Origin of the sequence: Sphaerotilus mobilis (assembly GCF_004216565.1) — a bacterium.
In the GTDB taxonomy this organism is placed as follows: Bacteria; Pseudomonadota; Gammaproteobacteria; order Burkholderiales; family Burkholderiaceae_C; genus Sphaerotilus; species Sphaerotilus mobilis.
On sequence record NZ_SGWV01000009.1, the window covers coordinates 523,228 to 546,672 of the forward strand.

Below are 23,445 nucleotides of genomic sequence, written 5' to 3' on the forward strand. Positions count from 1 at the left end.
GGACGGGCCGGGGCTCAGGCGGCCTTGGGCACGACCACCGGCTTCAGGCGCAGCGTGCGGCCCTTGGGCTGGCGCAGCACGATGACCTGCGATGCGGGCGCGACCCGTTCACCGGCGGCGCTGCGTTCGCGGGCCACCATGAACTGACGCAGCTGTTCGCTGGCCTGGGGGTCGGCGAGGACTTCGCGGGCGAGCGGGCTCTTGAGCGCTTTCATGCCGGGCAATATGCCACAGGGGTGTCGTGGCCGACCCCGTCCGGATACCCCTGTGGATACGTGTCGTCGGCCCGGCGCCACGCCGGAATGCCGATCAACACGAGGTTCTTTCAATTCAGGCGGTTCGGGGCCTGACCTTGGACGCCGCCAGGCGGGCCTGCGCACGCGCGGTCTCGACATCGTCGTCACGGACCAGCGCCACGCCCATGCGGCGCTTGACGTAGCTCTCGGGCTTGCCGAACAGGCGGATCTCGCTGCGTGGCACCCGCAGGGCCTCGTCGACGCCGTCGAAGACGATGCCGGCAGCGTCCACGCCGCCATAGATCACCGCGCTGGCGCCCGGGCTCTTGAGCGCGGTGTCGACCGGCAGGCCCAGGATGGCGCGGGCGTGCAGCTCGAACTCGTTTTGCCACTGCGTCGTCATCGTCACCATGCCGGTGTCGTGCGGGCGCGGGCTGACCTCACTGAACCACACCTGCTCGCCCTGGACAAACAGCTCGACGCCGAACAGCCCCAACCCGGCCGGCTGGCCGTCCAGCCCCAGGCCCAGGTTGGTGGTGACCGCTGCGGCGATCTGCCGCGCCCGTTCGAGCGCCACCGGCGACATCGGATGCGGCTGCCAGCTCTCGACATAGTCGCCGCTGACCTGCAGGTGGCCGATCGGGGCACAGAAGTGCGTCTCGACCGAGCCGTCGGCGCCGCGCGCGCGCACCGTCAGCAGCGTGATCTCGTAGTCGAAGTCGATGAAGCCCTCGACGATCACGCGGCCGTGGCTGACGCGCCCGCCGGCCATGGCGTGGTCCCAGGCCTTCTGCAGATCGGCCGGCCCGTCGATCTTGCTCTGGCCCTTGCCCGAACTGCTCATCACCGGCTTGACGATGCAGGGATAGCCGATCGCGGCCTGACCATCGGCACCGTCGATCGCCGCCTGCAGCTGCGCCGCGCTGTCGCAGAAGCGGTAGGGGCTGGTCGGCAGGCCCAGCGTCTCGGCGGCCAGGCGCCGGATGCCCTCGCGGTCCATCGTCAGCCGGGCCGCCCGCGCGGTCGGCACGCAGCGGATGCGGCCCTCGGCCTCCAGCGCCTCCAGCACGGGCGTGGCGATGGCCTCGATCTCCGGCACGACCAGATCAGGCCGCTCAGCCTCGATCAAGGCCCGCAGCGCATCGCCATCGCTCATCGCGATCGTGCGGGCATGGTGGGCGACCTGCTGCCCCGGCGCGTTCTCGTAACGGTCCACCGCGATGGTCTCGACCCCCAGCCGCTGCAGCGCGATCAGGACTTCCTTGCCCAGCTCTCCGCTGCCCAGCAGCATGACGCGGGTGGCATGGGGGGACAGCGGGGTGCCGAGGGTGGTGGTCATGGTGGACGGGGATGTGGGTGGTGAAGGCGGTGATTTTCACGTCTCAGGCGCATGTCGGGCTCCCTGGAGGCCGTCCTGATGTGCCCGGACGGCGGCGGAGGAATCTGCTGCGGCCCTGCAAAATGGTCGCTGGTGCGGCCTGAACGTCGACGGACCACCACTGCCGTTTAGCCTCCCCAAGGACAGTCCATGAAGATCGAAACCATCCGCTTGCGCAATTTCAAGGCGTTCCGACAAGTCGATCTGGTCGATCTGCCCAACTTCATGGTTGTCGTGGGTGCCAACGGCTCTGGCAAGACGACGCTGTTTGATGTGTTCGGGTTCCTGCATGACAGCATGCGTGGCAATGTGCGCTCAGCGCTCGACAAGAGGGGCCGGTTCCGTGAGGTGCTGAGCAAGGGTTGTGATCCCGAGAAGGATTCCATCCAGATCGAGATCCAGTACCGCCTGGAGATCACCGGCAAGGAAAGGCTGGTGACCTATTCGGTCGAGATTGGCGAAGTGGCCGGCCAGCCCGTGGTGTTGCGGGAGGTGCTGCGCTACAAGCGCGGCCGACACGGCAAGCCTTTCCACTTCCTCGACTTCGCGCGGGGGGAAGGCTACGCGATCGTCAACGAAGAGGATTTCACCAAGTCCGAGGAGGAACTTGAGCGAGAACAGCAGCGCGTGTCGTCCGACGCGCTGGCGATCAAGGGTCTGGGGCAGTTCGAGCGATTCAGGGCGGCGAATGCGTTTGCCCAGTTGATCGAACGTTGGCATGTGTCGGACTTCCACATCAGTGCAGCCCGAGGACGCAAGGATGCGTCAGACGATTCCGAACACCTGAGCGAATCGGGCGACAACCTGCCCCTGGTTGCGCGCACCTTGCATGAGCAGTATCCGGACGTGTTCCAGCGCATCCTCGACACCATGGCGCGACGCGTGCCTGGCGTCTCTGCCATCGAGCCTCGGTTGATGGATGACGGCTACTTGACCCTGCGCTTCCAGGATGGATCCTTCAAGACGCCCTTCCTGGACCGGTATGTGTCCGACGGCACCATCAAGATGTTTGCTTACCTGGTGCTGTTGAACGACCCCAGACCGCATCCTTTGCTGTGTGTCGAGGAACCGGAAAACCAGCTTTACCCCCAGCTGATGGCAGAACTGGCCGAAGAGTTCAGGGCCTATGCGCGGCGAGGTGGTCAGGTGTTCGTCAGCACACACTCGCCTGACTTTCTGAATGCCATCGAACTTGACGAGGCCTACTGGCTGGTCAAGCGCAACGGTTGCACTGATGTCCATCGCGCCCGGGACAACGCCCAAGTGGCGGCCTACATGGCCGACGGCGATCAACTGGGCCATTTGTGGAAGCAAGGTTTCTTCGAGGGCGTCGATCCGCAATGACCGAGCTCGTCTTTCTCCTCGAAGAGCGTTCTGCGCAAGCGCTGCTGGAGTCCCTCCTGCCACGGGTCCTGCCGCCGGGTTTGCCCTTTCGGCTGATTCCATTCGAAGGCAAGCAGGATCTCGAAAAGCAGCTGACCCGGCGTATTCGCGGCTATGCCAATCCTCGGGCGAGGTTCATCGTGCTGCGAGATCAGGACAGCGCGCCGGACTGCAAGGCCGTCAAGCAGCGTCTGCTTGCCCTGTGCGACCTGGCGGATCGCAGGCCGGACTGCCTGGTGCGCATCGCCTGTCGCGAACTCGAAACGATGTATCTGGCTGATCTGGCGGCCGTCGACAAGGCCCTTGGCACCGACAAGCTCGCAAGACAGCAGGGAGGCCGCAAGTTCCGCTCACCGGACCTGTTGGAAAGCCCGAGCCAGGAACTTCGCCGTCTGACCGCACATCGTTATGAGAAGGTGGCTGGATCGCGTGCCATTGGCTTGCACCTGAACCTCGACAACGGCCGCTCACCCAGCTTCCATCACCTCGTATCGGGAATTCGCCACATGGCCGCCGCATGTCTTGAGGGCCCGTAGCTGTCGCACTGAGACGCGCTCTCACCGCCCCACATGCACCTCCAGCACGCTCCCCTCCCTCGCCTCGAACTCCCGGATGCGGGCGATCAGTGAGGCGGTGAGCTTGTGGCCGGCGGTCAGCATCAGCAGGCCGCGGCCGGAGATCAGGTCTTGGGACAGGACCATGCCGGGCTCCAGCGCGGCGGTCAGCAGGGGCGGGGTGCGGACGGCGGGCGCGGCGGGTTCGGTCAGGTGCAGGAAGACGTCGAGCACCTCCGGGTCGAACTGGCTGCCGCGCGCGCGGCGCATGACCGTGCGGGCTTCGAGCGCGTTCAGTCGGGCGTCCGCGAGGTGGCCGTTCTGCAGGTCGTCGAAGGCGTCGGCGACGGCCAGGATGCGGGCGCCGACCGGGATCGACGGGCCGGCCAGCTTGTCGGGGAAACCGGTGCCGTCGTGGCGCTCGTGGTGCGAGCGGATCATCGGCACCAGCGCCTGCAGGTCGTCCAACGCCATCAGCGACTGCTCGGCCAGCAAGGGGTGGCGGCGGTAGGCTGACAGCTCGGTGTCGTCGTAGCGGGCGAGCGGGCGGCCCAGGATCTCGTCGCCCAGGCCGATCTGGCCGATGTCGTGCAGCAGGCCGGCGACGAAGATGTCGAGCACCTCCGGCTCGGGCAGGCTCATCTTGCGGGCGATGTCGCGCGCCATCTCGGCGACCCGTCGGCCGTGGCCGGCGAACTGGGCACCGCGCAGCTCCAGCAGGCTGGAGAAGACCTTGATCGACTTCAGGTAGTTGCGCCGCAGCTTCTCGTTGGCCTCGGCCAGCTCGGCGGTGCGGGCTTGCACACGCGATTCCAGCTCGCTGTTGAGCGTCTTCAGCTCGTCGTTCTGGTGCTGCGTGAGCGCCTCCAGCCGGTCGCGCTCGCGCTGCAGCGACAGGCGCTCCAGGCCTTCGCCGACGGCGCCGAGCAGCTCGGTCTCGTCCCAGGGCTTGTGCACGTAGCGCAGGATCTGGCCGCGGTTGATGGCGGCCACCGTCGAGGCCATGTCGGCATGGCCGGTCAGCAGGATGCGCACCGCCTGCGGCCAGCGCGCGCGCACGGCTTCGAGCAGCTGCGCGCCGTCCATGCCGGGCATGCGCATGTCGGAGATCACCAGATCGACCGGCAAGCGGCCCATGATCTCCAGCGCCTCGGCCCCGCCTGGCGCCGTCAGGACCTGGTGGCCGGCGCCGCGCAAGACGCGCTTGAGGGCCGCGAGGATGTTCGCTTCATCGTCGACGCACAGGATCGTCCACGCCTGGCTCATGCCGGCCCCGCGCCATGCCGCCGCACCGGCAGCACGATGTGGAAGCGGGTGCCCTCGCCCACCCTGCTGTCGACCGTCAGACGCCCGCCGTGTTTCTGCACGATGCCGTAGGACAGCGACAGGCCCAGGCCGGTGCCGTGGCCAACCGGCTTGGTGGTGAAGAAGGGGTCGAAGATGCGCTGCAGGTTCTCGGGCGCGATGCCGCAGCCGTCGTCCTCGATCTGGACCCAGACCGTGCCGCCGTCCGGCCCATCGTTGTGGCCGCAGCGCAGCGTGATCGTGCCGCGGGCCTTGTCGATCGCATGGGCGGCGTTGACGAGCAGGTTCATGAAGACCTGGTTGATCTCCGAGGCGAGGCATTGCACATCGGGCAGGGTGCCGTACTCGCGCACCACGTCGGCCTTGTACTTGACCTCGTTGTTGACGATGTTGAGCGTCGAGTCCAGCCCCTTGCGCAGGTCGGTCCATTCCCATTCCTGGCGTGTGTCGACGCGCGAGAAGTCCTTCAGGTCCTGGACGATCTTGCGCACCCGCGTCAGGCCTTCGAGCGACTCGTTCATCAGCGCCGGCACGTCTTCCTTGAGGTAGTCGAGGTCGATCGAGCGGCGCAGCCCCGCCAGCGTCGCGGCCGCCGGCGTGCCGGCCAGCAGCGGCTCGGCCTGCTCGTAGGCATCGAGCATGTTGAACAGGTCGGCCAGCACCTTGTGCAGGGTGCAGAAGTTGGAGAACACATAGCCGACCGGGTTGTTGATCTCGTGCGCGACACCGGCGGCGAGCTGGCCGATCGAGGCCAGTCGCTCGGACTGCGTGAGCTGGTCGCGGGTGGTCTTGAGCTGGCGGTTGACCTGCTGAAGCGAGTCGTTGCTGCGCATCAGGTTGTCGACCTGATCGGCATACGGGCACTTCTGGCAGCGCATGGCCGATTCGAGCTGGCTGGCGACGCTGGCGGTGGTGGTTGAGGTGGCGGTGGTCACGGCGGCGGTCATGGCGGTGGTCATTCTTGGGTGGCGATGTGGCGGCGGGGTCAGCCCAGCAGCGAATGCGACAGGGCGAGCACGCCCCTCTCGACGTCGCGGAACAGGCCGAGGGCCTCGTCGGGGCCGAGCCCGACGCGGCGCCAGGCGGCGCTGCCCAGCTCGGGCACGGCTTCTTCGGGATCGCCTTCCAGGTCCAGCGCGTGGGCGATGGCATCGGCCACATGCACCACGTCGACCAGCGTGACCGGGTCGTCGGCCAGCGCCGTGCCGTGCAGGACGGCATGGTGGCCCGCGATGGCGTCGGCGACCTCGGCCGGGAAACGCCAGTGGCGCGCCACCATCGCGCCGACCTCGGCATGGTCCAGGCCCAGCATCGCCCGTTCGAAGGGCAGCGTGTGGGCGTCCTCGCGGGCGGCGGCGGCGTGCACCGCGTGCAGGGACCGCCCGTGGTGGGTGCGCAGCACCAGCGCGCCGATGTCGTGCAGCAGGGCGGCCGTGAAGGCGACGTCCTGATCCGGCGAGCGGCGGCTGGCCAGGGCCTGGGCGGCCAGGGCGCAGGCGAGCGCGTGGCGCCAGAAACGGTCGGTCGTCTGACCGTCGTGGCCCTTGCCGTTGCCTTGGCTGCGACCGATGGCATCGGTCACGGCGGCGGCGGCCAGCAGGGCGCCCAGGGTGCGCCGGCCGAGCAGCATCATCGCCGCCGGGATGGTCGCGACGCGGCCCGACACGCCATAGAAGGCCGAGTTCGCCAGCCGCAGGGTGCGCGCGGTCATCGCCGTGTCCAGCGCGATGCGCTGGGCGCAGTCGCCGTCGCTGGCGGTCTCGCTGCGCAGCAGGGCCAGTGCCTGCAACACCGCTTCGGACAGGGCCGGCAACTGGCCCACCCGGCGTGCCAGGCCCTCGGGGTCGAGCGGCCAGCTTCCGGCAGCGCCGTCGGCGGGCGGCAGGACAGCCTCGGGCCCGCCGGCCGGCAGCTCGTCGAGCAGACCGAAGACGCTCTCGGGCTCGTGGTCGCGGTACAGGCCGATCAGGCGTTGCAGCGGATGCACATGGCCGGCCCGGGCGCTGCGGCGGAACAGGTGGCGGGTGCGCTCCCGCGACGGCAGGTCGGTGGCCATCGGCCGCGCCGGTTCGAGGGTGTCCATCACGGCAGTGACGCCTCGGCGGCGCGCGTGGACAGGGCGAACGGCCAGGCCTCGCCTGCGCAAGGCGAAGGCTGGCCGTCAGCGGGCCAGAACAGCACGGCGCGGGGCGACAGGCCGGGATCCTGGCCGGCTCGACGCACCGGGCTGACGATCAGCCGGAAGTCGCGCCCGCCCAGCCGCAGCGTGTGGCCGGTGCCACCGCCAGCATCGCCGCTGGCGCCAGCATCAGCATCCGCGCCAGCCGCCATCGCCGGCAACCCCAGCTCGGGCAGCACGGCGGACAGGTCCAGGCCGAGCGGCAGGCCGCGGTCCTGCAACAGGCCCTCGGCGGCGCCATTGGCATAGGCCACCAAGCCGTCGGGATCGACGCCCAGCAGGGCCACCGGCAGCTCGTCGAGGACATCGCGCAGGCCGTCGGCGCTGGCGGCCATCAGCTCGGTCTGGGCCCGTTGCTGGCCCAGCAGCGCGCCCAGGCGTTCGTTGAGCGTGGCCAGATCGGCGTTGGCGATCTCGACCTGCTGCGTCAGGCGGCGGTTCTCGTCGGCCAGCTCCTTCTGCCGGAAGGCCTCGGCGACATGGGCGCGCAGGCGCTGGTCGTCCCAGGGCTTGGTCAGGAACTTGTAGATCGCACCTTCGTTGACCGCGTCGATGATGGATTGCAGCTCGGTGAAGCCTGAGAGCACCAGCCGCACCGTCGACGGGTAGAGGGCGCGGGCGCGGTGCAGGAACTCGACGCCGGTCATGCCCGGCATGCGCTGGTCCGAGACGATCACGTCAATCGGCTGCTCGGCCAAGCGCTGCAGGCCCTCGGCCGCGCTGGTCGCGGTGACGATGTGATAGCCGTCCGGCCGCAGCAGGCGCTTGAGCGAGTTGAGGATGTTGGGCTCGTCGTCGACCAGCAGCAGCGTGCGCTTGCGCTCGGTGCGCTTGACGAAGGGCTCGGGCAGGCTCCGGCCCGAACGCACCAGCGCCTCGAAGGCGACCGGGTCCAGCGGCCGGCTGAACCAGTAGCCCTGGATCAGGTCGCAGCCGTGCGAGGCCAGCAGGGCCAGTTGTCCTTCGGTCTCGACGCCTTCGGCCAGCACCCGCATCCGCAGGCCGTGGGCCATGTGGATGATGGCCCGCGTGACCGACACGCGCTGCGTCGCCGCCGTCACGTCGTGCACGAAAGAGCGGTCGACCTTGAGCACGTCGATGGGCAGGCGGCTGAGGCTGTTGAGGCTGGAGTAGCCGGTGCCGAAGTCGTCCAGCGCGATCTCCACGCCCAGCGCCTTGATCGCGTGCAGGGCGCTGGTGGCGCCTTCCAGATCGTGCAGCAGGGTGCTCTCGGTCAGCTCGACGGCGAGCTGCTCGGGGGTCGCGCCGGTTTCCTCCAGCACGGTCTGGACGTGGCGGGCGAAGTCCGGCCGCTGGAGCTGGATCGGCGACAGGTTGACCGAGATGCGCAGCAGCGGCATGCCCCCGCGGCGCCAGGTGACGATCTGCTCGCAGGCCCGGCGCAGGACCCAGTCGCCGATCGTGCCGATCAGTCCGGATCGTTCGGCGATCGGGATGAACTCGACCGGCGAGACCACCCCTAGGCGCGCCGACGTCCAGCGCAAGAGGGCCTCGGCACCACAGACCGAGCCGGTGCCCAGTTCGACCTGGGGCTGGTAGACCAGGCTCAGTTCACCCTCGGCGATGGCCTGACGCAAGGCGGACTCGACGTGCATCTCGCGGCGGACCCGGTCGGCCACATCCTGGTGATAGCGCGCGATGCCGCTGCCACCGTCAAGATCCAGCCGCGCGGCCTGGGCCGACTCGATCAAGCCGGCCGGGCTGTCGGCATCGGCCGGGAAGGTCGCGATGCCGATGCCGACCTGGGGATAGACCTCGCTGCTGCCCAGCAGGACGGGCGCACGCAGGGCGGCAAGCAGCGCCTCGGCGCGAGGCTGCACCTGCGCCTGCACCTGCATCTGCGCCTGCGCCTGCGCCTGCTGGCCCGGTGCCGGGCCTTCACCGGTGTCGGCGGGCAGCTCGATCAGCCAGGCGAACTCGGTGTCGCTGACCCGGGCGACGACGGCGCCGTCGCCGCAGTGGTCCTTCAAGCGCGCGGCCAGGGCCATGGCCAGCGTGTCGCCGGCGCCATAGCCCATGCCGGCCTTGATCTCGGCGATGCGCGGCACGTCGATCGCCAGCAGCACCAGGCCGCTGGCGCTCCAGCGCGCGGCATGCAGGGCGGCGTCGATGTGGTCGAGCAGGGCGGCCCGGTTGGGCAGTCCGCTGATCTCGTCGTGGTGGGCCAGGTGTTGGATGCGCTGTTCGGCCTCGCGTTGCGCCGTCAGGTCATGCAGCAAGGCCACACCGCGCGTGGCGTTGCGCACCCCCCGGTGCAACACGACCAGCCGGCGACCGTCGCGGCAGACCACGCGGTGCTGGAACTCGAAGGGTTCATCCAGCTCGGCATTGCGCCAGATGCCGGCGACGTAGGCGCGCTCCTCGGCCGGCACCCAGTCCAGCGCGTCGACGACCATGAGCGTCGATGCCGCCGAGCAGTCACGCGTGCAGTCCGGCGCGAGGTTCATGCTGCGGCAGGGGTTGCGCGCCTCCTGCAGGCCGGCTGCCGTGGGGCTCGCGGCGATCTCGCCCAGGCCGCTGGCTGCACATTCGCCCAGCAAGGTGCGCAGGCCCAGCGATGGCGTGATCCGGCCGGACGGCCACTCGATCTCGAAGGAGCCCGAACGGCTCAGGGCCTCGGTGCGCGCCAGCATGCCGGCATGCCAGGTGACCTGGCGCAGGGCCTCCTGCAGCGCGGCATCGGGGTCTTGCCGGGCCAGGACGCGAACGGGCGCGTCTTGGCCGGGAGGATGGGGAGGATCGCAGGGCATCGCGGTCAGCCTCGGCCCGGTCGGGCCTGGAAGAGAGGACGCCCGCCCAGCGCTGCAGAGGCTGCAGGCGCAAGGGGGCGACGGTCTCCCGAGACTAGATCCGCGCCGATGCCGCGAACGGCCGATAAGCGCCCGATACGGCCGGCAGTTCAGCCGTCGTCAGGCTGGCCGACCCCCTGGGTGGCTCAGCCCCGGGGCTTGGCCGGCCGATCGCCGCGCGGGGCCGCGCCGGCCTGGGGCGCGTGCGAGCGGGCTTCGGCACGGGCCTGGTCCAGCAGGGCGTCGAACTGGGCTTCGGGCACACCGCGCAGCACGCAGAAGTTGGCGCGCGTCAGCGAGGTGCTCTCCCACTCGCGCAGCAGGCGGGCGCGCTGGCGGCGCTCCGGGTCCTCGATGCGGGCCTCGGCGACCTCCGGGCGCTGTTCGGCGCGTGTGTCCGGGCGTGTGTCTGGCCGGCGATCCGGGCGCGGCGCGTCGCCGTGGCGTTGCGGCGGGCGGTCGTTCGGGCGGTCGTTCGGCCGCCGATCGCCACGGCCATCCGGTCGACCCGCGGGCCGGCCGTCCGGACGGACATCGCCTCGGGCTTGCCCTTCCGGACGCGGACCGCGTGCCTCGCGGCGCGGGGCGTCGGGCCGGGCGCCGTCGGGGCGAGCACCCTCCGGACGCGGCGGGCGATCGCGGCGTTCGCCGCGCGGTGCGCCGTCGCGGGGTGCGCCTTCACGCACAGGACGTGGGCCGCGCGGCGGACGGGCCGGCGCGACGCTGCCGTCCGCCGCCGGGGCGGCACCTTCGGCCGGGGCGACACCCTCGGCGGCTGGCGGACGCGGGCCGCGCGGGCCACGCTCGGGCGGCCCGCCACCTTCGGCAACGCGGCGCTCGTTGCGCAGCGCGCGGCGACGGGCCAGTTCCTCCAGCGCGAGCTGGCGGTGTTCTTCGCTGATCTCGCCGGCCGGCTGGCCGTCGAGGTCCAGCCGTGCCGGGGCGCGGCTCAGGGCGTTCAGGTAGGCCGTGCCGCCGGTCAGGCGACGCAGGAAGGCCGACAGCACCGAGCGGCTGAAGACCCCCGGCGCGCGCGCCTGGATGTCGGCCTGGATGCGCAGCTTGAGCGGCTTGGCCGGGCCATCGAACAGCGCCGGGAAGCGTTGCGCCAGCTCACGCGCGCATTCCGCAGGCGACAGGCCGGGCTTGGCGACCTCGCCGTCTGGCGCAGGGGCGGCTGCCTCGACCGGGGCGTCGTCTGCCGCAGCGTCGACCTTGGGTGCCGGCTCGGCTGGTTCCGCTGGCTCGGCGTGTTCTGCCGGTGCGGCCGGTGCGGCCAGCGCAGCCGGCTCTGCGGCGGGCTGCGCCGCCACGTCCGCCGCAGCGGGAAGGTCCGCGCTCGGGGCGTCGGTGGCAGCGGCTTGGGTCGGGTCTTGGGTCGGGTCGATGGACATGGCGCGGCGGCTCGGTGGTGGCCGTTCGGCAGGAAACGAGGCCGCGATTGTCAGGCCAGCGGGCCCGCCGCGTGGCGTCAGGTGTCCAGGACCAGCCGCGCCTGTCCGACCAGGCCTTGCGGACCCGATTCAAAGGCCACCGTCAGCGCCTCGCGGTCGCGGGCATCGCGGATCGATCGGTACAGCCCGTCGCGCGCATTGCCCGGGTCGCCGGCCACGTAGAGCTGGGTCGTCAGCAGCTCATGCCGGCCGTCCTTCACCTTGACGTGGATGTGCGGCGTGCGACCCGTGTAAGGCATCGGCCGGAGGGTGCGGAAGCGCCAGCGCCCATCGCCATCGGCGGTGGCACGGCCCCAGCCCTGAAAGCCCGGATCGGCCCGGTCGCCGTCGCCCGGGTGGTGGTAGTGGCCGTCGGCGTCGCACTGCCAGATCTCCACCGCCAGGCCCGCCAGCGGTTTGCCCCGCAAGTCGACCAGCCGCCCTTCGAGCTGCACGGCCTGACCGCGCCGGGGCGTCAGCGCGCCGTTGCGCATCAGGTCGGCATCGCCGTCGTTTGGCAGCTTGACCGGGTAAAACGGGCCTTCGGCTTGCGAGACGGTCGGCCGCAGCGGCCCACCGTCCTGCGCCTTGGCCGGCAACCACAGCGCCGGCATCGCCAGCAGCGCGAGCCCGGCGCTCCGGCGCAGGCTGTCGCGGCGAGGAGCGTCCACCAGGGCGCTCGGGTCGATCGGGTCGGGCATGGGCATGGTGGCTCCTCCAGGTCAGGCCAAACCCGATCGTGGCATCACTGGCACGACCTTGTCAGGCGATCGGGGACGCCGCAGTGCGGACCAGTTCGCCTTGCCGCCGCGCCAGCAGCGCGCCCAGCAGCAGCAGGCCGGCCGAGACCGCCAGGCCGCGCGTCAGCCCCGCCACGCCGCCGCCGGCCGCATCGGCGACCAGGCCGGTCATGCCCGGGCCGACGATCTGTCCGGCGGCAAACAGGATGGTGAAGGCGCTGATGCCGGCCGGCCAGGCGGCCGGGGGCAGGTTGTGGCGCACGAAGGCGGTGGTCGAGGCGACCACGCTCAGGAACACCGCGCCGAACAGCAGCCCCGACAGCCAGACCAGGGCGGCCGCACCGTCCACCGCCGCAGCCAGCACCGGCAAGGCCGTCGCCAGCCCGAGCAGCGCATTCAAGCGGGCCAGCGGCCGGCCATCGCGGTGGCGCTGCAGCAGGCCGGCCCACAACCACGACGAGGCACACACGCCCACGCCCAGCAGGCTGTAGAAGGCGACGATCTCGGCCGTGCTGCGGCCTTGCTCGCGCAGCAGCGTCACCACAAAGGTCATGTAGCCGATGTAGCCCAGCCCGAACATCAGGTAGCCCGCCAGCAGCCAGCCCATCGGCCGCCAGCCAACCTGCGGCCGTGCGGCACCCGGGGCCGGTGCGACCGGCGGCGCGTGCAGGCGCCGGGTGCTGCGTGCGGTCACCGCCGTGAACAGCGCCGCCAGCGCGCCCAACAGCAACCAGGCCCCCGGCCAGCCGGTCCACGGCGGGGCCGGATCGGCCCCGACCAGCGCCGGCACGCCCAGCGACGCCGCGATGATCCCCAGTCCGACGCCGCCGTAATACAGCCCCAGGATCAGCCCGGCATGGCGCGGGGCGCCCGCCGCCGCGCTGCCCGATGCGCTCGCCAGCCGCGCCGCCAGCAGCCCGCCGCAGACGAAGCTCGCCGCACTCGCCGTCCCGCACAGCAGCCGCAGCACCAGCAGCACCGCGTCGCTGCGCGTGAACGCATGGGCGGCCAACAGCGCCGCACTGGCCCAGCCGCCCCACAACAGCAGGGCCCGCGCGTCATGACGCAACAGCAGCCGGGGCATCAGCAGCGCCCCGACCAGATACCCGGCCGCATTGGCGGTGTTCATGGCGCCGGCGAGGAAATAGCTCCACCCCAGCTCCGAGCGCATCGCCGGCAACACCAGCCCGTAGGCAAACCGCGCCAGGCCCAGCGAGACGGCAGCGGCCAGCGCGAGGCCGAGGGCGGTGGGGAGGTCGGAAGGGGCCTCGGATGGGTGCGCGGTGGACGCGGGGGGCAGGGTCATCGTCGACCCAGTCTAGGCGGGCACGGCCCCGGACGGCCTCGGGATCGGCACGACGTCACACCCCGTCGCCTTCGTTCGACCCGGATGCCCGTGCAAGCCCCCCCCTGAACCAAGGGATGGCTAGAATCGCGCCCGTTTTCGAGGAGCGTTGCAAGGCCGGACCCGTGTGGTTCGCCCCAGGCTCGAAGACCCTTGAATGGCCAACGGCGCTCACCCGCTCGCATCCCGCGCGAGTCTCCTGGGTGAGTCGCATCGTGTCCCGATCCGCATCGGACACCGGCGCCGCTTCCCCCTTGCAGACCGCGTCAGGCGACGGACCCACCGGAGTCTTTCGATGAACGCTGTTGTCCAACCCATCCCCGCCGTCGACCACGTCGTCGCGGACCTGTCCCTGGCCGCCTGGGGCCGCAAGGAAATCAAGATCGCCGAGACCGAGATGCCCGGTCTGATGGCGATCCGCGAGGAATTCGCCGCCAAGCAGCCGCTCAAGGGCGCGCGTGTCACCGGCTCGCTGCACATGACGATCCAGACCGCCGTGCTGGTCGAGACGCTGCAGGCGCTCGGCGCCGAGGTCCGCTGGGCCTCCTGCAACATCTTCAGCACCCAGGACCACGCCGCCGCCGCGCTGGTGGCCGAGGGCACGCCGGTGTTCGCATACAAGGGCGAGACGCTGGTCGACTACTGGGACTACACCCACCGCATCTTCGACTTCGGCGCCGCTGGCACCCCCGGTGAAGGCCCGAACATGATCCTCGACGACGGCGGCGACGCCACCTTGCTGATGCACCTGGGCAAGCGCGCCGAGAAGGACCTGTCGGTGCTGGCCAACCCGGGCAGCGAAGAGGAGATCTGCCTCTTCAACGCCATCAAGGCGAAGCTCAAGGTCGACCCGACCTGGTACAGCCGCAAGTCGGCCGAGATCATCGGCGTGACCGAGGAAACGACCACTGGCGTGCACCGCCTCAAGGAGATGAGCGCCAAGGGCACGCTGATGTTCCGGGCCATCAACGTCAACGACTCGGTGACCAAGAGCAAGTTCGACAACCTCTACGGCTGCCGCGAGTCGCTGGTCGACGGCATCAAGCGCGCGACCGACGTGATGGTGGCCGGCAAGATCGCCGTGGTGGCCGGCTATGGCGACGTGGGCAAGGGCTCGGCGCAGGCGCTGCGCGCGCTGTCGGCGCAGGTCTGGGTGACCGAGATCGACCCGATCAACGCGCTGCAGGCGGCCATGGAAGGCTACCGCGTCGTGACGATGGACGAGGCCTGCTCGATGGGCGACATCTTCGTGACCGCGACCGGCAACAAGAGCGTCATCACCTATGAGCACATGGCGCGCATGAAGGACCAGGCGATCGTCTGCAACATCGGCCACTTCGACAACGAGATCGACGTCGCGTCGATCGAGGCGCAGTGCCAGTGGGAGGAGATCAAGCCGCAGGTCGACCACGTCATCTTCCCCGATGGCAAGCGCATCATCCTGCTGGCCAAGGGCCGGCTGGTGAACCTGGGCTGCGGCACCGGCCACCCGAGCTTCGTGATGAGCTCGTCCTTCGCCAACCAGACCATCGCCCAGATCGAGCTGTTCACGCACAGCGACTTCTACGAGCAGGGCAAGGTCTATGTGCTGCCCAAGCACCTGGACGAGAAGGTTGCCCGCCTGCACCTGAAGAAGATCGGCGCGAAGCTGACCGAGCTGAGCGATGAACAAGCGTCGTACATCGGCGTCCCCAAGGTCGGCCCCTACAAGCCTGATTCATACCGCTACTGATCGGACCCCGATGCGCATCGACCAACTCATCCTCCAGGCCGGACTGGCCCCCACCCGTTCGGCGGCCCAGCGGCTGATCGAACGCAAGGCCGTGCGCTGGCTCGGCCCGAAGGGTTGGGTGGTGCCGTCCAAGGCCGGCGAGGACGTGCCGGCCGATGCGCAGGTCGAGGTCACCGACGACGCGGAGCTGCGCTTCGTCTCGCGCGGGGGCCTCAAGCTCGAAGGCGCGATGGCCAAGTGCGGCATCCATGTCCAGGGCCGTCTGTGCCTGGACGTGGGCCAGAGCACCGGCGGCTTCACCGACCTGCTGCTGCAGCAGGGCGCCGAGAAGGTCGTGGGCATCGACGTCGGCCGTGACCAGCTGGCGGCCAAGCTCAAGGCCGATCCGCGGGTGGTCTGCTACGAGGGCGTCAACGCCCGCGACGTCGCGGGCAGTGCCTTCGAGCAGGACTGGCCGGCCGATGGCGCCGGCCGCTTCGGCTTCATCACCGCCGATGTGTCCTTCATCTCGCTGACCCATGTCCTGCCCACGCTGTTCGACCACCTCGCGCCCGAGGGCGACCTGCTGGTGCTGGTCAAGCCGCAGTTCGAGCTGCAGCCGCACCAGATCGGCAAGGGCGGCATCGTGCGCGACAAGGCGCTGTTCCAGGACGTCGAGACCCGCGTGCGGCAATGCGCCCGTGACCGGCCGATGAAGGTGCACGCCTACTTCCAGAGCCCCATCACCGGCGGCAACGGCAACACCGAGTTCTTCATGTGGGTGCGGCATCCGGCGGCCTGAGCCCGGACGAGTCCACACCCGTTGGCGACACAGACCCGCCCCGATCCGAACCCACCTTCGCTGCAAAGGCGATCCCATGACCGTCACGTCCCACCTGCCGGCCGGCCTGCCGCTGAGCCTGGAGTTCTTCCCGCCCAAGACACCCGAAGGCGTCATCAAGCTGGCCAGCGTGCGCCAGCAGCTCTATGCGCTGAACCCGGTGTTCTGCTCGGTCACCTACGGGGCCGGCGGCTCGACCCAGGACGGCACGCTGCAGACCGTGCAGGCCATCCTCGACGAGGGCCATGAAGGCGCCTCGCACTTCACCTGCATCGGCGCCACGCGCGACTCGGTGCGCGAGAAGCTGGCGCTGTTCAAGTCCATGGGCCTGACCCGCATCGTCGCCCTGCGTGGCGATCTGCCCAGCGGCTACGGTCCGTTTGGCGAGTTCCGCCACGCCAGCGACCTGGTGGCCTTCATCCGCGAGGAGACCGGCGACCATTTCCACATCGAGGTGGCGGCCTACCCGGAGACCCACCCGCAGGCCAAGTCGCCGCAGGCCGACCTGCAGGCCTACGCGAGCAAGGTGAAGGCCGGGGCGGACACCGCCATCACGCAGTTCTTCTTCAACTCCGACGCCTACTTCCGCTTCGTCGACGACGCGGCGGCGCTGGGCGCGGACATCCCGGTGATGCCGGGGATCATGCCGATCACCAACGCCAGCGGCATCCTGCGCTTCGCCGACGGCTGCGGCGCCGAGGTGCCGCGCTGGATCCGGCTGCGCCTGCAGAGCTACGGCGACGACGTCGAGAGCATCAAGGCCTTCGGCTTGGACGTGGTCACCGACCTGTGCGATCAGCTGCGCACCGCCGGTGTGCCGGGCCTGCACTTTTACACGATGAACGCCAGCGCGACCGTGCTGGAGATCGTGCGCCGCTTGCAGGCCTGACCCCGGCCGGCGCTGTTGCTGCACCGCATCAAGCGCCGCGCCCGCCCGCTGACCCAGGTCAAGTCGAGGGTTTCCACGGATCTTCAGCCGGCCGACCTTGCGCCGACACAAAACGACTTCGAGGCCGCGACGGCTCAATGCATGCACACGCCCGGCAGCCGCTGGGCGGAAGACCACGCAAGGAGTCCCCCGTGTCCGCATCCCGCATCGTTCTCGCCATCCTCGCCCTCGCCGCTGCCAGCCTGTCGCCCGTCGCACAGGCCCAGCAGGCCGGTGACCTCGTCGTTCGTGCCCGTGCCGTGTCGCTCGATCCGGCCGACAAGGACACCATCCCCGGCACCGAGGTCACGGTCAACAAGAAGACCATTCCGGAAGTCGACTTCACGTACTACTTCAGCCCCAGCCTGTCGGCCGAACTGGTGCTGACCGTGCCGCAGAAGCATGACGTGATCCAGGACGGCACCGTCATCGGCTCCCTCAAGCACCTGCCGCCGACCCTGCTGGCGCAGTACCGTTTCACCAACCTGGGCACCGGCCCGGTGACGCCCTATGTGGGCGCGGGCATCAACCTGACGCTCTTCTCCAGCGTCAACCTGCCGGCCGGTTTGGATGTCGAGAACCGCAGCATCGGCCCGGCTTACCAGCTCGGCGCGGACATCGCGCTGGGCGGCGCCTGGTCGCTCAACATCGACTACAAGAAGGTCCAGATCCGCACCGACCTGAGCAGCAACGGCAGCAAGCTCGGCACGATCCAGGTCGACCCGACGCTGATCGGCGTGGGCGTGGGCTACCGCTTCTGACGCCACAGGCTCAGGCATGAACAAAGGCCGCAGCGGCAACGCTGCGGCCTTTGTCGTTGAAGGGGCGTGAAACGAGACCGCCGCTCAGGCGTCCTTGTCCCAGATCGTGCCTTCCTCGGTCAGCATGGCGTCGAGCGGGACGTCGTGCGGCTCGGCGTCCAGCCAGGGGATGAAGCCGTGCGCATAGCCCAGGCCGGCGGTGTAGGGCATCGGGTCGAGCTTGGCCAGCGTGCGGTCGTAGAAGCCGCCGCCATAGCCCAGCCGCACGCCCTTGGGGCCGAAGCCGACGCAGGGCGCCAGCAGCAGCTCGGGGTGGAAGGCCTCGGTGTCCTTGGGCTTGAGGATGCCGAAGGCGTCCTCCTCCATCGGGCAGCCCGGATACCAGACGTGGAAGCGCAGCTCCTTGGTCTTGCGGTCCATCACCGGCAGGCCGATGCGGCGGTCGGCGTGGCCGTCGCTCCAGCGGTAGAGCGCGGGCAGGGCGTCGAACTCGCCCTTGATGGCCCAGTAGGCGCCGATGGTCTTCTCGCGCCGCGTCAGCAGCCAGACCATCAGGACCTCCTGCAGGTGCACCGAGCGCTGGTGGCGGTCGCTCATGCCCATGCGTTCGGCCTGCAGCTGCTTGCGCAGCGTGGCCTTGTCGCGGGGCGGTTCGGGCAGCTTGAACGGGGTCGTGGTCATGCGGCGGTCGCTCGGGGCGGCAGGTGCGGGTCGGAGCCCGGATTGTGCGGGCCCGACCCGGTCGGGACAATCAAACGACACAGGAGCGCCGCATGTCCAACAGCCCCGATTTCGTGAACCACTGCCTCGAACTGCTGGCGCCGTTGGGGGCGGTGCGCGCGCGGCGCATGTTCGGCGGCCACGGCCTCTACGTCGACGAGCTGTTCATCGCCATCGTCGCCAGCGAACGGCTGTTCCTGAAGGTCGACGAGGTCAGCCGCAGCGCCTTCGAGGCCGCCGGCTGCGGCCCCTTCACCTACGCGACCAAGCAGGGCGAGACCGGCGTGATGAGCTACTTCAACGCGCCCGACGAGGCCATCGAGTCGCCGATGCTGATGCAGCCCTGGGCCCGGCTGGCACTGGCCGCCGCGCTGCGGGCGCGCTCGGCCATGGCCTCGAAGACCTTGGCAGCGGCGGCGAAGAAGGCCGCCCGGAAGGTGGCGAAGAAGGTTGCGAAGACGGTTGCCAAGAAGGCCGCCCGCCCGGCCCGCACGCCCTCGTAGCGCCAGGCGATCGGCCGGTCGGGCAGCCAGGCGCCGGTGACGACGCGGTCGCCGCGGCGCAAGGCCAGGCGGTCGCCAGGCATCAGGACGTGGTCGTCCGGGTCGCCAAGGCGCGTCACCCAGAGCGGCCCGGCATCGGCCACCAGGCAACCATCGACCGGCACCGGCCAGGGCCCTCCGCCGTCGCGGGATTGATGCGAGCGGGTCATGAATGTGGTGTGCATGGCAAGGACTCCAGTGGAACGACAATGCACGCATCGTCTCGCTGGATCGCCCGCCGGTCCAATGACTTCGGCACGTCACGGTCTTGCCCCGCACGCATGAATCCTTCCAGCCGCCCCGCCCCATGAACCCGCGCCATCGCCCGCTCTCACTGACCTTTCTGCGCGCCTTCGAGGCGGTCGCCCGCTTGCTCAGCTTCCGGCTGGCCGGCGAGGAGCTGTTTCTGACGCAGTCGGCCATCAGCCGCCAGATCAAGGGCCTGGAGGACGAGCTGGGCGCGCAGCTGTTCGAGCGCGACACCCGCCAGGTCGCGCTGACCCAGGCCGGCGCGACACTGCTGCGCGCGGTCCAGCCGATGCTGGAGCGGCTCGACGGCTCGGTCCGCCAGATCCGCAGCGTCAAGGCCCGGCCGAGGGTCGCGATCACCACCTTTGCCTCGTTCGCGACGCTGTGGCTGATCCCGCGGCTGGAGGCCTTCCAACGCGCCTACCCGGCGCTCGACATCCGCATTGCCGCCACCGACACGCTCGATGACCTGGAGGGCCACGACATCGACCTGGCCCTGCGATACGGCCGCGTGGCCGACCGGCCGGCCGACGCGACGACGCTGTTCGGCGACGTGCTGGCCCCGGTTGTCAGCCCCTGGCTGCTGGACCGGGCCCGGCGCGGCGAGGCGCCGCCGCTGCGCGAACCGGCCGATCTGGCCGGCTACACGCTGCTGGAGATCGACGACCCGCCGGCCACGCCCAGCACGGTCTGGCGCACCTGGTCGCACTGGCTGGGCCAGCGCGCGCTCGGCACGCTGCAGCCGCGCAACTGGCTGTCCTTCAACTACGACCACCAGCGCGTGCAGGCGGCCCAGGCCGGCCAGGGTGTGGTGCTGGGCCGCCTGCCGCTGATCGCCGATGCGCTGGCGCGCGGCGAGCTGGTCGAACCCTTCGACGCGGCCGCGCGTGAACCCGTGCCCTGCGCCTACTGGCTGATGGTGGCGCCGGCCTCGGCCGAACGGCCGGAGGTCCGCCAGCTCTCGGACTGGCTGACCGCCCAGGCCGCCGAGGTGCGCCAGCGCGTGCCCGGTGCCTGAGCAAGCTGCCTGAGCCCGGTGCGGAGCCAGACGCCTGTCCACCATCGCACGCGCCGGCCGTTGGGTAGACAGCCCCAGCCTGCGTGGATGACGGCCACTGCGTTACAAACCTGGATGACCCTGACCCGAGGGTCGCCCGAGCCTGAGGAATGCGCTTGACCTGCCCAACCGGCCGCCGTGCCCCGCTTGCTGTCCTGGCCTTGGCCTTCGCCGTTGCCGCGCTGCTGAACCCGATTTCGCCGGCCCAGGCCCAGACCCAGGCCGCCCCAGCGGTTGCACCTGCCGCCCCGGCCAACGCCGCCGGTGCGGCCGGTGCCACGGGCATCGGCGCGCCTGCCCATGCCCTCGATGCCCGCCTGGTCGAGGCCCGCGAGGCCCAGCGCAAGCGTGACCGCGTGCGGCTGGTCGCGCTGCGCGACGAGCTGGTCGCCGGCCGTCACCCGCTGGCGATCTGGGCCGACTACTGGGAACTCGGCCTGCGCCTGGGCGAGCTGACACAGTCCGACCTGGACGCCTTCTATGCCCGCTGGCCCGGCAGCTATCTGGAAGACCGGCTGCGCAACGACTGGCTGCTCGAACTTGGCATTCGGCGCGACTGGTCCGGCTTCGCGCTCGAACAACCCCGCTTCAAGCTGGCCGACGACCGCCAGGTCGACTGCTACCTGCAGATCGTGCGCCACCAGGCCGGCGAGGACGTCCGGCCGGTCGCCCGCCAGCTCTGGATGACCCAGCGCGAGCCGATGGGCGGCTGCACCCTGATGGCGACCACGCTGTTCGAGGCCCGCCGCCTGTCCAGCGCCGACGCCTGGGCCAAGGCCCGGGTGAGCGCAGAGGCCGGCCGGCGTGTGCTGGCGCGCGAGGCGCTGGCGCTGATCGACGAGAAGCTGGTCGACAAGCCCGCCAGCCCGCTCAACGAGCTGTGGGAACAACCGCAGCGCTACCTGCAGAAGAAGGCCGACGCCGCGAGCCGTCAGGGCGCCGAGCTGGTGGTGCTGGCGCTGGTCCGGCTGGCCACGTCCGACCCCCAGACCGCCGCGACGCTGCTGGAGGACCGCTGGCAAGCCGCCCTGGCGCCCGATGCCGCCGCCTGGACCTGGGCCGCCATCGCCAAGCAGGCGGCCTGGAAGGTGATGCCCGAGGCCGATGCCTGGTTCCAGCGCGCAGGGGCCGTGCCGCAGGCGCGTGACGTCGACTGGAGCGACGACACGCTGGCCTGGCGCGCCCGCGCCGCGCTGCGCGCTGGCGACGACGGCCGCTGGGCCCGGCTGCGCAGCGCGATCGACGCGATGAGCGCCCCGGCGCAGGCCGATCCGGCCTGGGTCTACTGGAAGGCACGGGCGCTCCAGGCCCTGGCTGCCCCCGGTGCCGAAGGCGATGGCCAGCGCACCGGCGCTGCGGTGCTGCTCGAACGCATCGCCGGCCACTACAGCTTCTACGGCAAGCTGGCGACCGAGGCGCTCGGCCGCACCCAGGCGCTGCCCCAGCGGCCCGCACCGCTGACCCCCGAGGAGCGCCGCGCCGCCGACCAGCATCCCGGCCTGAACCGTGCGCTCGCGCTGCTGGCGCTGGGTCTGCGGCCCGAGGGTGTGCGGGAGTGGAACTACTCGATCGTCGGCATGGCCGACCGCGAGCTGCTGGCCGCCGCGCAGCGGGCCTGCGACCGCGAGGTCTGGGACCGCTGCATCCACACCAGCGAACGCACCCGCGCCGAGGTGGACGTGGCCCAGCGCTTCCCGATGCCCTTTCGCGCCGACGTGCTGGCCGCCGCGCAGGAACTGGGCATCGATCCGGCCAATGTCTACGGCCTGATCCGGCAGGAGTCGCGCTTCATCCTGGACGCGCGTTCCAGCGTTGGCGCCGCCGGGCTGATGCAGCTGATGCCGGCGACCGCGCGCTGGACCGCCCGCAAGCTGGGCCTGGACTTCCGCCCCGAGCAGATCACCGACCGGCAGGTCAACCTGCGCCTGGGCGTGGGCTACCTCAAGCTGGTGCTCGACGACGTCGAGGGTTCGCTGCCGATGGCCGCTGCCGCCTACAACGCCGGCCCGAGCCGGCTGCGGCGCTGGCGCGACGGCCCGCCGCAGGAGGTCGCGGCCTGGGCCGAGGGCATTCCCTTCAACGAGACCCGCGACTACGTCAAGAAGGTGCTGTCCAACGCCAGCTACTACGGCGCGCTGCTGGGCGGTGTCAATGCCGCGCCGCTGCGCAGCCGGCTGGGGCCTCCGATCGCCACGCGCCCGCCGGGCGCTCCTCCCGAGAACAAGGAACTGCCGTGACCGATACCCTGGCCAGCACGCCGCTGCGTCGCATCCTGGTGCTGGGTGGCACCGGCTTCGTCGGCCGCGCCTTTGCCGCCGCCTGGCGCCAGGGCGACGGCGCCGCCACGCTGGTGGTGCCCAGCCGCAGGCCGGCGCGGGCCAAGGCGCTGAGCCTGCTGCCCGGCGTCGAACGGGTCGGCGCGGATGTGAACGATCCCGCCACGCTGCGCGCCCTGCTGACCGGCTGCGACGCGGTGGTCAACCTGGTGGCCGTGCTGCACGGCGACGCGGCGCGTTTCGAGCAGGTCCACGTCGAGCTGCCGCGCCGCCTGCTGGCGGCCTGTGCCGAGACCGGCGTGAGGCGGGTGGTACATGTCAGCGCGCTGGGCATCGAGGACGACCCGTCCCGGCCGGCGCCCTCGCTCTACCTGGCCAGCAAGACCCGTGGCGAGCGCTTGCTGAGCGAGGCTGGCGCTGCCAGCCTGATCGACCTGACCGTGCTGCGGCCCAGCGTCATCTTCGGCACCGGCGACCGCTTCCTCAACCTGTTCGCGGCGCTGCAGGCGCTGATGCCGGTGGTGGCGCTGGCCGGTGCGACGGCGCGCTTCCAGCCGGTCTGGGTCGATGACGTCGCCCATGCGCTGGCGACCTGCCTGCGCGAGCCGGGCCGCAGCGTTGGCCAGGTCTTCGAGGCAACCGGCCCGGAGGTCCTGACGCTGGCCCAGCTGGTGCGCCGGGCCGGACGCTGGAGCGGCCACCGACGTCCGATCGTCGCGCTGCCGGACTGGGCCGGTCGGCTGCAGGCCGCCGCGCTGGGCTTGCTGCCCGGTGAGCCGCTGATGTCGGCCGACAACCTGGCGTCGATGAAGGTGCCCAACGTGGCGAGTGGCCGGCACCCCGGCCTGGAGGCGCTTGGCCGCCGGCCAAGCCGCATGGTCGACGTGATGGCGCCACATCTGTCGCGGGGTCCGCAGGTGCTGGACCAGCTGCGCCGCCTCGCCGGGCGTTGATCCGTCACGCTGCCCGGCGCTGCGCCGGATGCGGCGTGATCACG

20 protein-coding genes, 1 pseudogene and 1 riboswitch are annotated in these 23,445 nt (G+C 70.7%); of the genes and pseudogenes, 10 read left to right on the top strand and 11 right to left on the bottom strand.

Features of this window, described 5'->3' with window-relative positions:
- Positions 1 to 14: 14 nt before the first annotated feature.
- Together EV685_RS11670 and purT are read right to left on the bottom strand one after the other, a co-directional pair.
- On the bottom strand, positions 15 to 215 hold the full coding sequence (locus EV685_RS11670) for a hypothetical protein (RefSeq protein ID WP_130482178.1): 201 nt from the start codon (positions 213 to 215) through the stop codon (positions 15 to 17).
- 115 nt (positions 216 to 330) lie between these two features.
- Complete coding sequence (purT, locus tag EV685_RS11675; RefSeq protein WP_130482179.1) at positions 331 to 1,575, bottom strand: formate-dependent phosphoribosylglycinamide formyltransferase; 1,245 nt, start codon at positions 1,573 to 1,575, stop codon at positions 331 to 333.
- A gap of 189 nt (positions 1,576 to 1,764) precedes the next feature.
- Between purT and EV685_RS11680 the strand changes: the two genes are divergently transcribed.
- Positions 1,765 to 2,958 carry an AAA family ATPase gene (locus tag EV685_RS11680; RefSeq protein WP_130482180.1) on the top strand — a complete coding sequence of 398 codons (1,194 nt, stop codon included), beginning with the start codon at positions 1,765 to 1,767 and terminating at the stop codon, positions 2,956 to 2,958.
- Positions 2,955 to 3,533 carry a DUF4276 family protein gene (locus tag EV685_RS11685; RefSeq protein WP_130482181.1) on the top strand — a complete coding sequence of 193 codons (579 nt, stop codon included), beginning with the start codon at positions 2,955 to 2,957 and terminating at the stop codon, positions 3,531 to 3,533. The genes EV685_RS11680 and EV685_RS11685 overlap by 4 nt, the downstream gene beginning before the upstream one ends.
- 21 nt (positions 3,534 to 3,554) lie before the next feature.
- Here the strand turns inward: EV685_RS11685 and nosR are convergent, their stop codons facing one another.
- The 7 genes from nosR to EV685_RS11720 form a co-directional block, all read right to left on the bottom strand.
- A complete protein-coding gene (gene nosR, locus EV685_RS11690) occupies positions 3,555 to 4,817 on the bottom strand; it encodes a response regulator c-di-GMP phosphodiesterase, NosR family (RefSeq protein ID WP_130482182.1) in 1,263 nt (420 codons plus the stop codon).
- Complete coding sequence (locus EV685_RS11695) at positions 4,814 to 5,803, bottom strand: ATP-binding protein (protein ID WP_130482183.1); 990 nt, start codon at positions 5,801 to 5,803, stop codon at positions 4,814 to 4,816. Before EV685_RS11695 ends, nosR begins: the two co-directional genes overlap by 4 nt.
- 38 nt (positions 5,804 to 5,841) lie before the next feature.
- Positions 5,842 to 6,939 carry an HDOD domain-containing protein gene (locus tag EV685_RS11700; RefSeq protein ID WP_130482184.1) on the bottom strand — a complete coding sequence of 366 codons (1,098 nt, stop codon included), beginning with the start codon at positions 6,937 to 6,939 and terminating at the stop codon, positions 5,842 to 5,844.
- Positions 6,939 to 9,806 carry an EAL domain-containing protein gene (locus EV685_RS11705; protein ID WP_130482185.1) on the bottom strand — a complete coding sequence of 956 codons (2,868 nt, stop codon included), beginning with the start codon at positions 9,804 to 9,806 and terminating at the stop codon, positions 6,939 to 6,941. The genes EV685_RS11700 and EV685_RS11705 overlap by 1 nt, the downstream gene beginning before the upstream one ends.
- Before the next feature lie 185 nt (positions 9,807 to 9,991).
- A complete protein-coding gene (locus EV685_RS11710) occupies positions 9,992 to 11,239 on the bottom strand; it encodes a ProQ/FINO family protein (RefSeq protein ID WP_130482186.1) in 1,248 nt (415 codons plus the stop codon).
- Positions 11,240 to 11,316: 77 nt separating this feature from the next.
- Positions 11,317 to 11,985, bottom strand: a complete 669-nt coding sequence (locus EV685_RS11715) for a dioxygenase family protein (protein WP_473964380.1) — start codon at positions 11,983 to 11,985, stop codon at positions 11,317 to 11,319.
- A gap of 55 nt (positions 11,986 to 12,040) precedes the next feature.
- Entirely contained in the window at positions 12,041 to 13,324 is a 1,284-nt protein-coding gene (locus tag EV685_RS11720) for a YbfB/YjiJ family MFS transporter (RefSeq protein WP_130482187.1), read from the bottom strand.
- Between the two features lie 134 nt (positions 13,325 to 13,458).
- A riboswitch (S-adenosyl-L-homocysteine riboswitch) is annotated at positions 13,459 to 13,543 on the top strand.
- A 115-nt stretch (positions 13,544 to 13,658) separates the two neighbouring features.
- On the opposite strand from EV685_RS11720, the gene ahcY reads away from it, so the two are divergent.
- The 4 genes from ahcY to EV685_RS11740 all read left to right on the top strand — a co-directional run bounded on the left by ahcY (position 13,659) and on the right by EV685_RS11740 (position 17,604).
- On the top strand, positions 13,659 to 15,095 hold the full coding sequence (gene ahcY / locus EV685_RS11725) for an adenosylhomocysteinase (RefSeq protein WP_130482188.1): 1,437 nt from the start codon (positions 13,659 to 13,661) through the stop codon (positions 15,093 to 15,095).
- Positions 15,096 to 15,105: 10 nt separating this feature from the next.
- Entirely contained in the window at positions 15,106 to 15,876 is a 771-nt protein-coding gene (locus EV685_RS11730) for a TlyA family RNA methyltransferase (RefSeq protein WP_130482189.1), read from the top strand.
- Positions 15,877 to 15,952: 76 nt separating this feature from the next.
- Positions 15,953 to 16,804: a methylenetetrahydrofolate reductase [NAD(P)H] gene (gene metF, locus EV685_RS11735; RefSeq protein ID WP_130482190.1), complete on the top strand. Its 852-nt coding sequence runs from the start codon at positions 15,953 to 15,955 to the stop codon at positions 16,802 to 16,804.
- Between the two features lie 191 nt (positions 16,805 to 16,995).
- On the top strand, positions 16,996 to 17,604 hold the full coding sequence (locus EV685_RS11740) for an OmpW/AlkL family protein (protein ID WP_242615542.1): 609 nt from the start codon (positions 16,996 to 16,998) through the stop codon (positions 17,602 to 17,604).
- Between the two features lie 84 nt (positions 17,605 to 17,688).
- Here the strand turns inward: EV685_RS11740 and EV685_RS11745 are convergent, their stop codons facing one another.
- Positions 17,689 to 18,285, bottom strand: a complete 597-nt coding sequence (locus tag EV685_RS11745) for a 5-formyltetrahydrofolate cyclo-ligase (RefSeq protein ID WP_130482192.1) — start codon at positions 18,283 to 18,285, stop codon at positions 17,689 to 17,691.
- Positions 18,286 to 18,377: 92 nt separating this feature from the next.
- Here EV685_RS11745 and EV685_RS11750 point away from each other — a divergent pair, with 92 nt between their 5' ends.
- Positions 18,378 to 18,827 carry a TfoX/Sxy family protein gene (locus EV685_RS11750; RefSeq protein WP_130482193.1) on the top strand — a complete coding sequence of 150 codons (450 nt, stop codon included), beginning with the start codon at positions 18,378 to 18,380 and terminating at the stop codon, positions 18,825 to 18,827.
- 38 nt (positions 18,828 to 18,865) lie between these two features.
- On the opposite strand, the pseudogene EV685_RS21315 reads toward EV685_RS11750, so the two are convergent.
- A pseudogene (locus EV685_RS21315) lies at positions 18,866 to 19,051 on the bottom strand (DUF2917 domain-containing protein); the annotation flags it as partial.
- A gap of 122 nt (positions 19,052 to 19,173) precedes the next feature.
- Here EV685_RS21315 and EV685_RS11760 point away from each other — a divergent pair.
- From EV685_RS11760 to EV685_RS11770, 3 genes are all read left to right on the top strand, one after another.
- Positions 19,174 to 20,133, top strand: coding sequence for a LysR substrate-binding domain-containing protein (locus EV685_RS11760; RefSeq protein ID WP_130482195.1), 960 nt, complete (start codon positions 19,174 to 19,176; stop codon positions 20,131 to 20,133).
- A gap of 149 nt (positions 20,134 to 20,282) precedes the next feature.
- The gene (locus EV685_RS11765; RefSeq protein ID WP_130482196.1) at positions 20,283 to 22,409 is read left to right on the top strand and encodes a lytic transglycosylase domain-containing protein; all 2,127 of its coding nucleotides are present in this window, start codon (positions 20,283 to 20,285) and stop codon (positions 22,407 to 22,409) included.
- Entirely contained in the window at positions 22,406 to 23,401 is a 996-nt protein-coding gene (locus tag EV685_RS11770) for a complex I NDUFA9 subunit family protein (protein ID WP_242615544.1), read from the top strand. The genes EV685_RS11765 and EV685_RS11770 overlap by 4 nt, the downstream gene beginning before the upstream one ends.
- Positions 23,402 to 23,445: the final 44 nt, after the last annotated feature.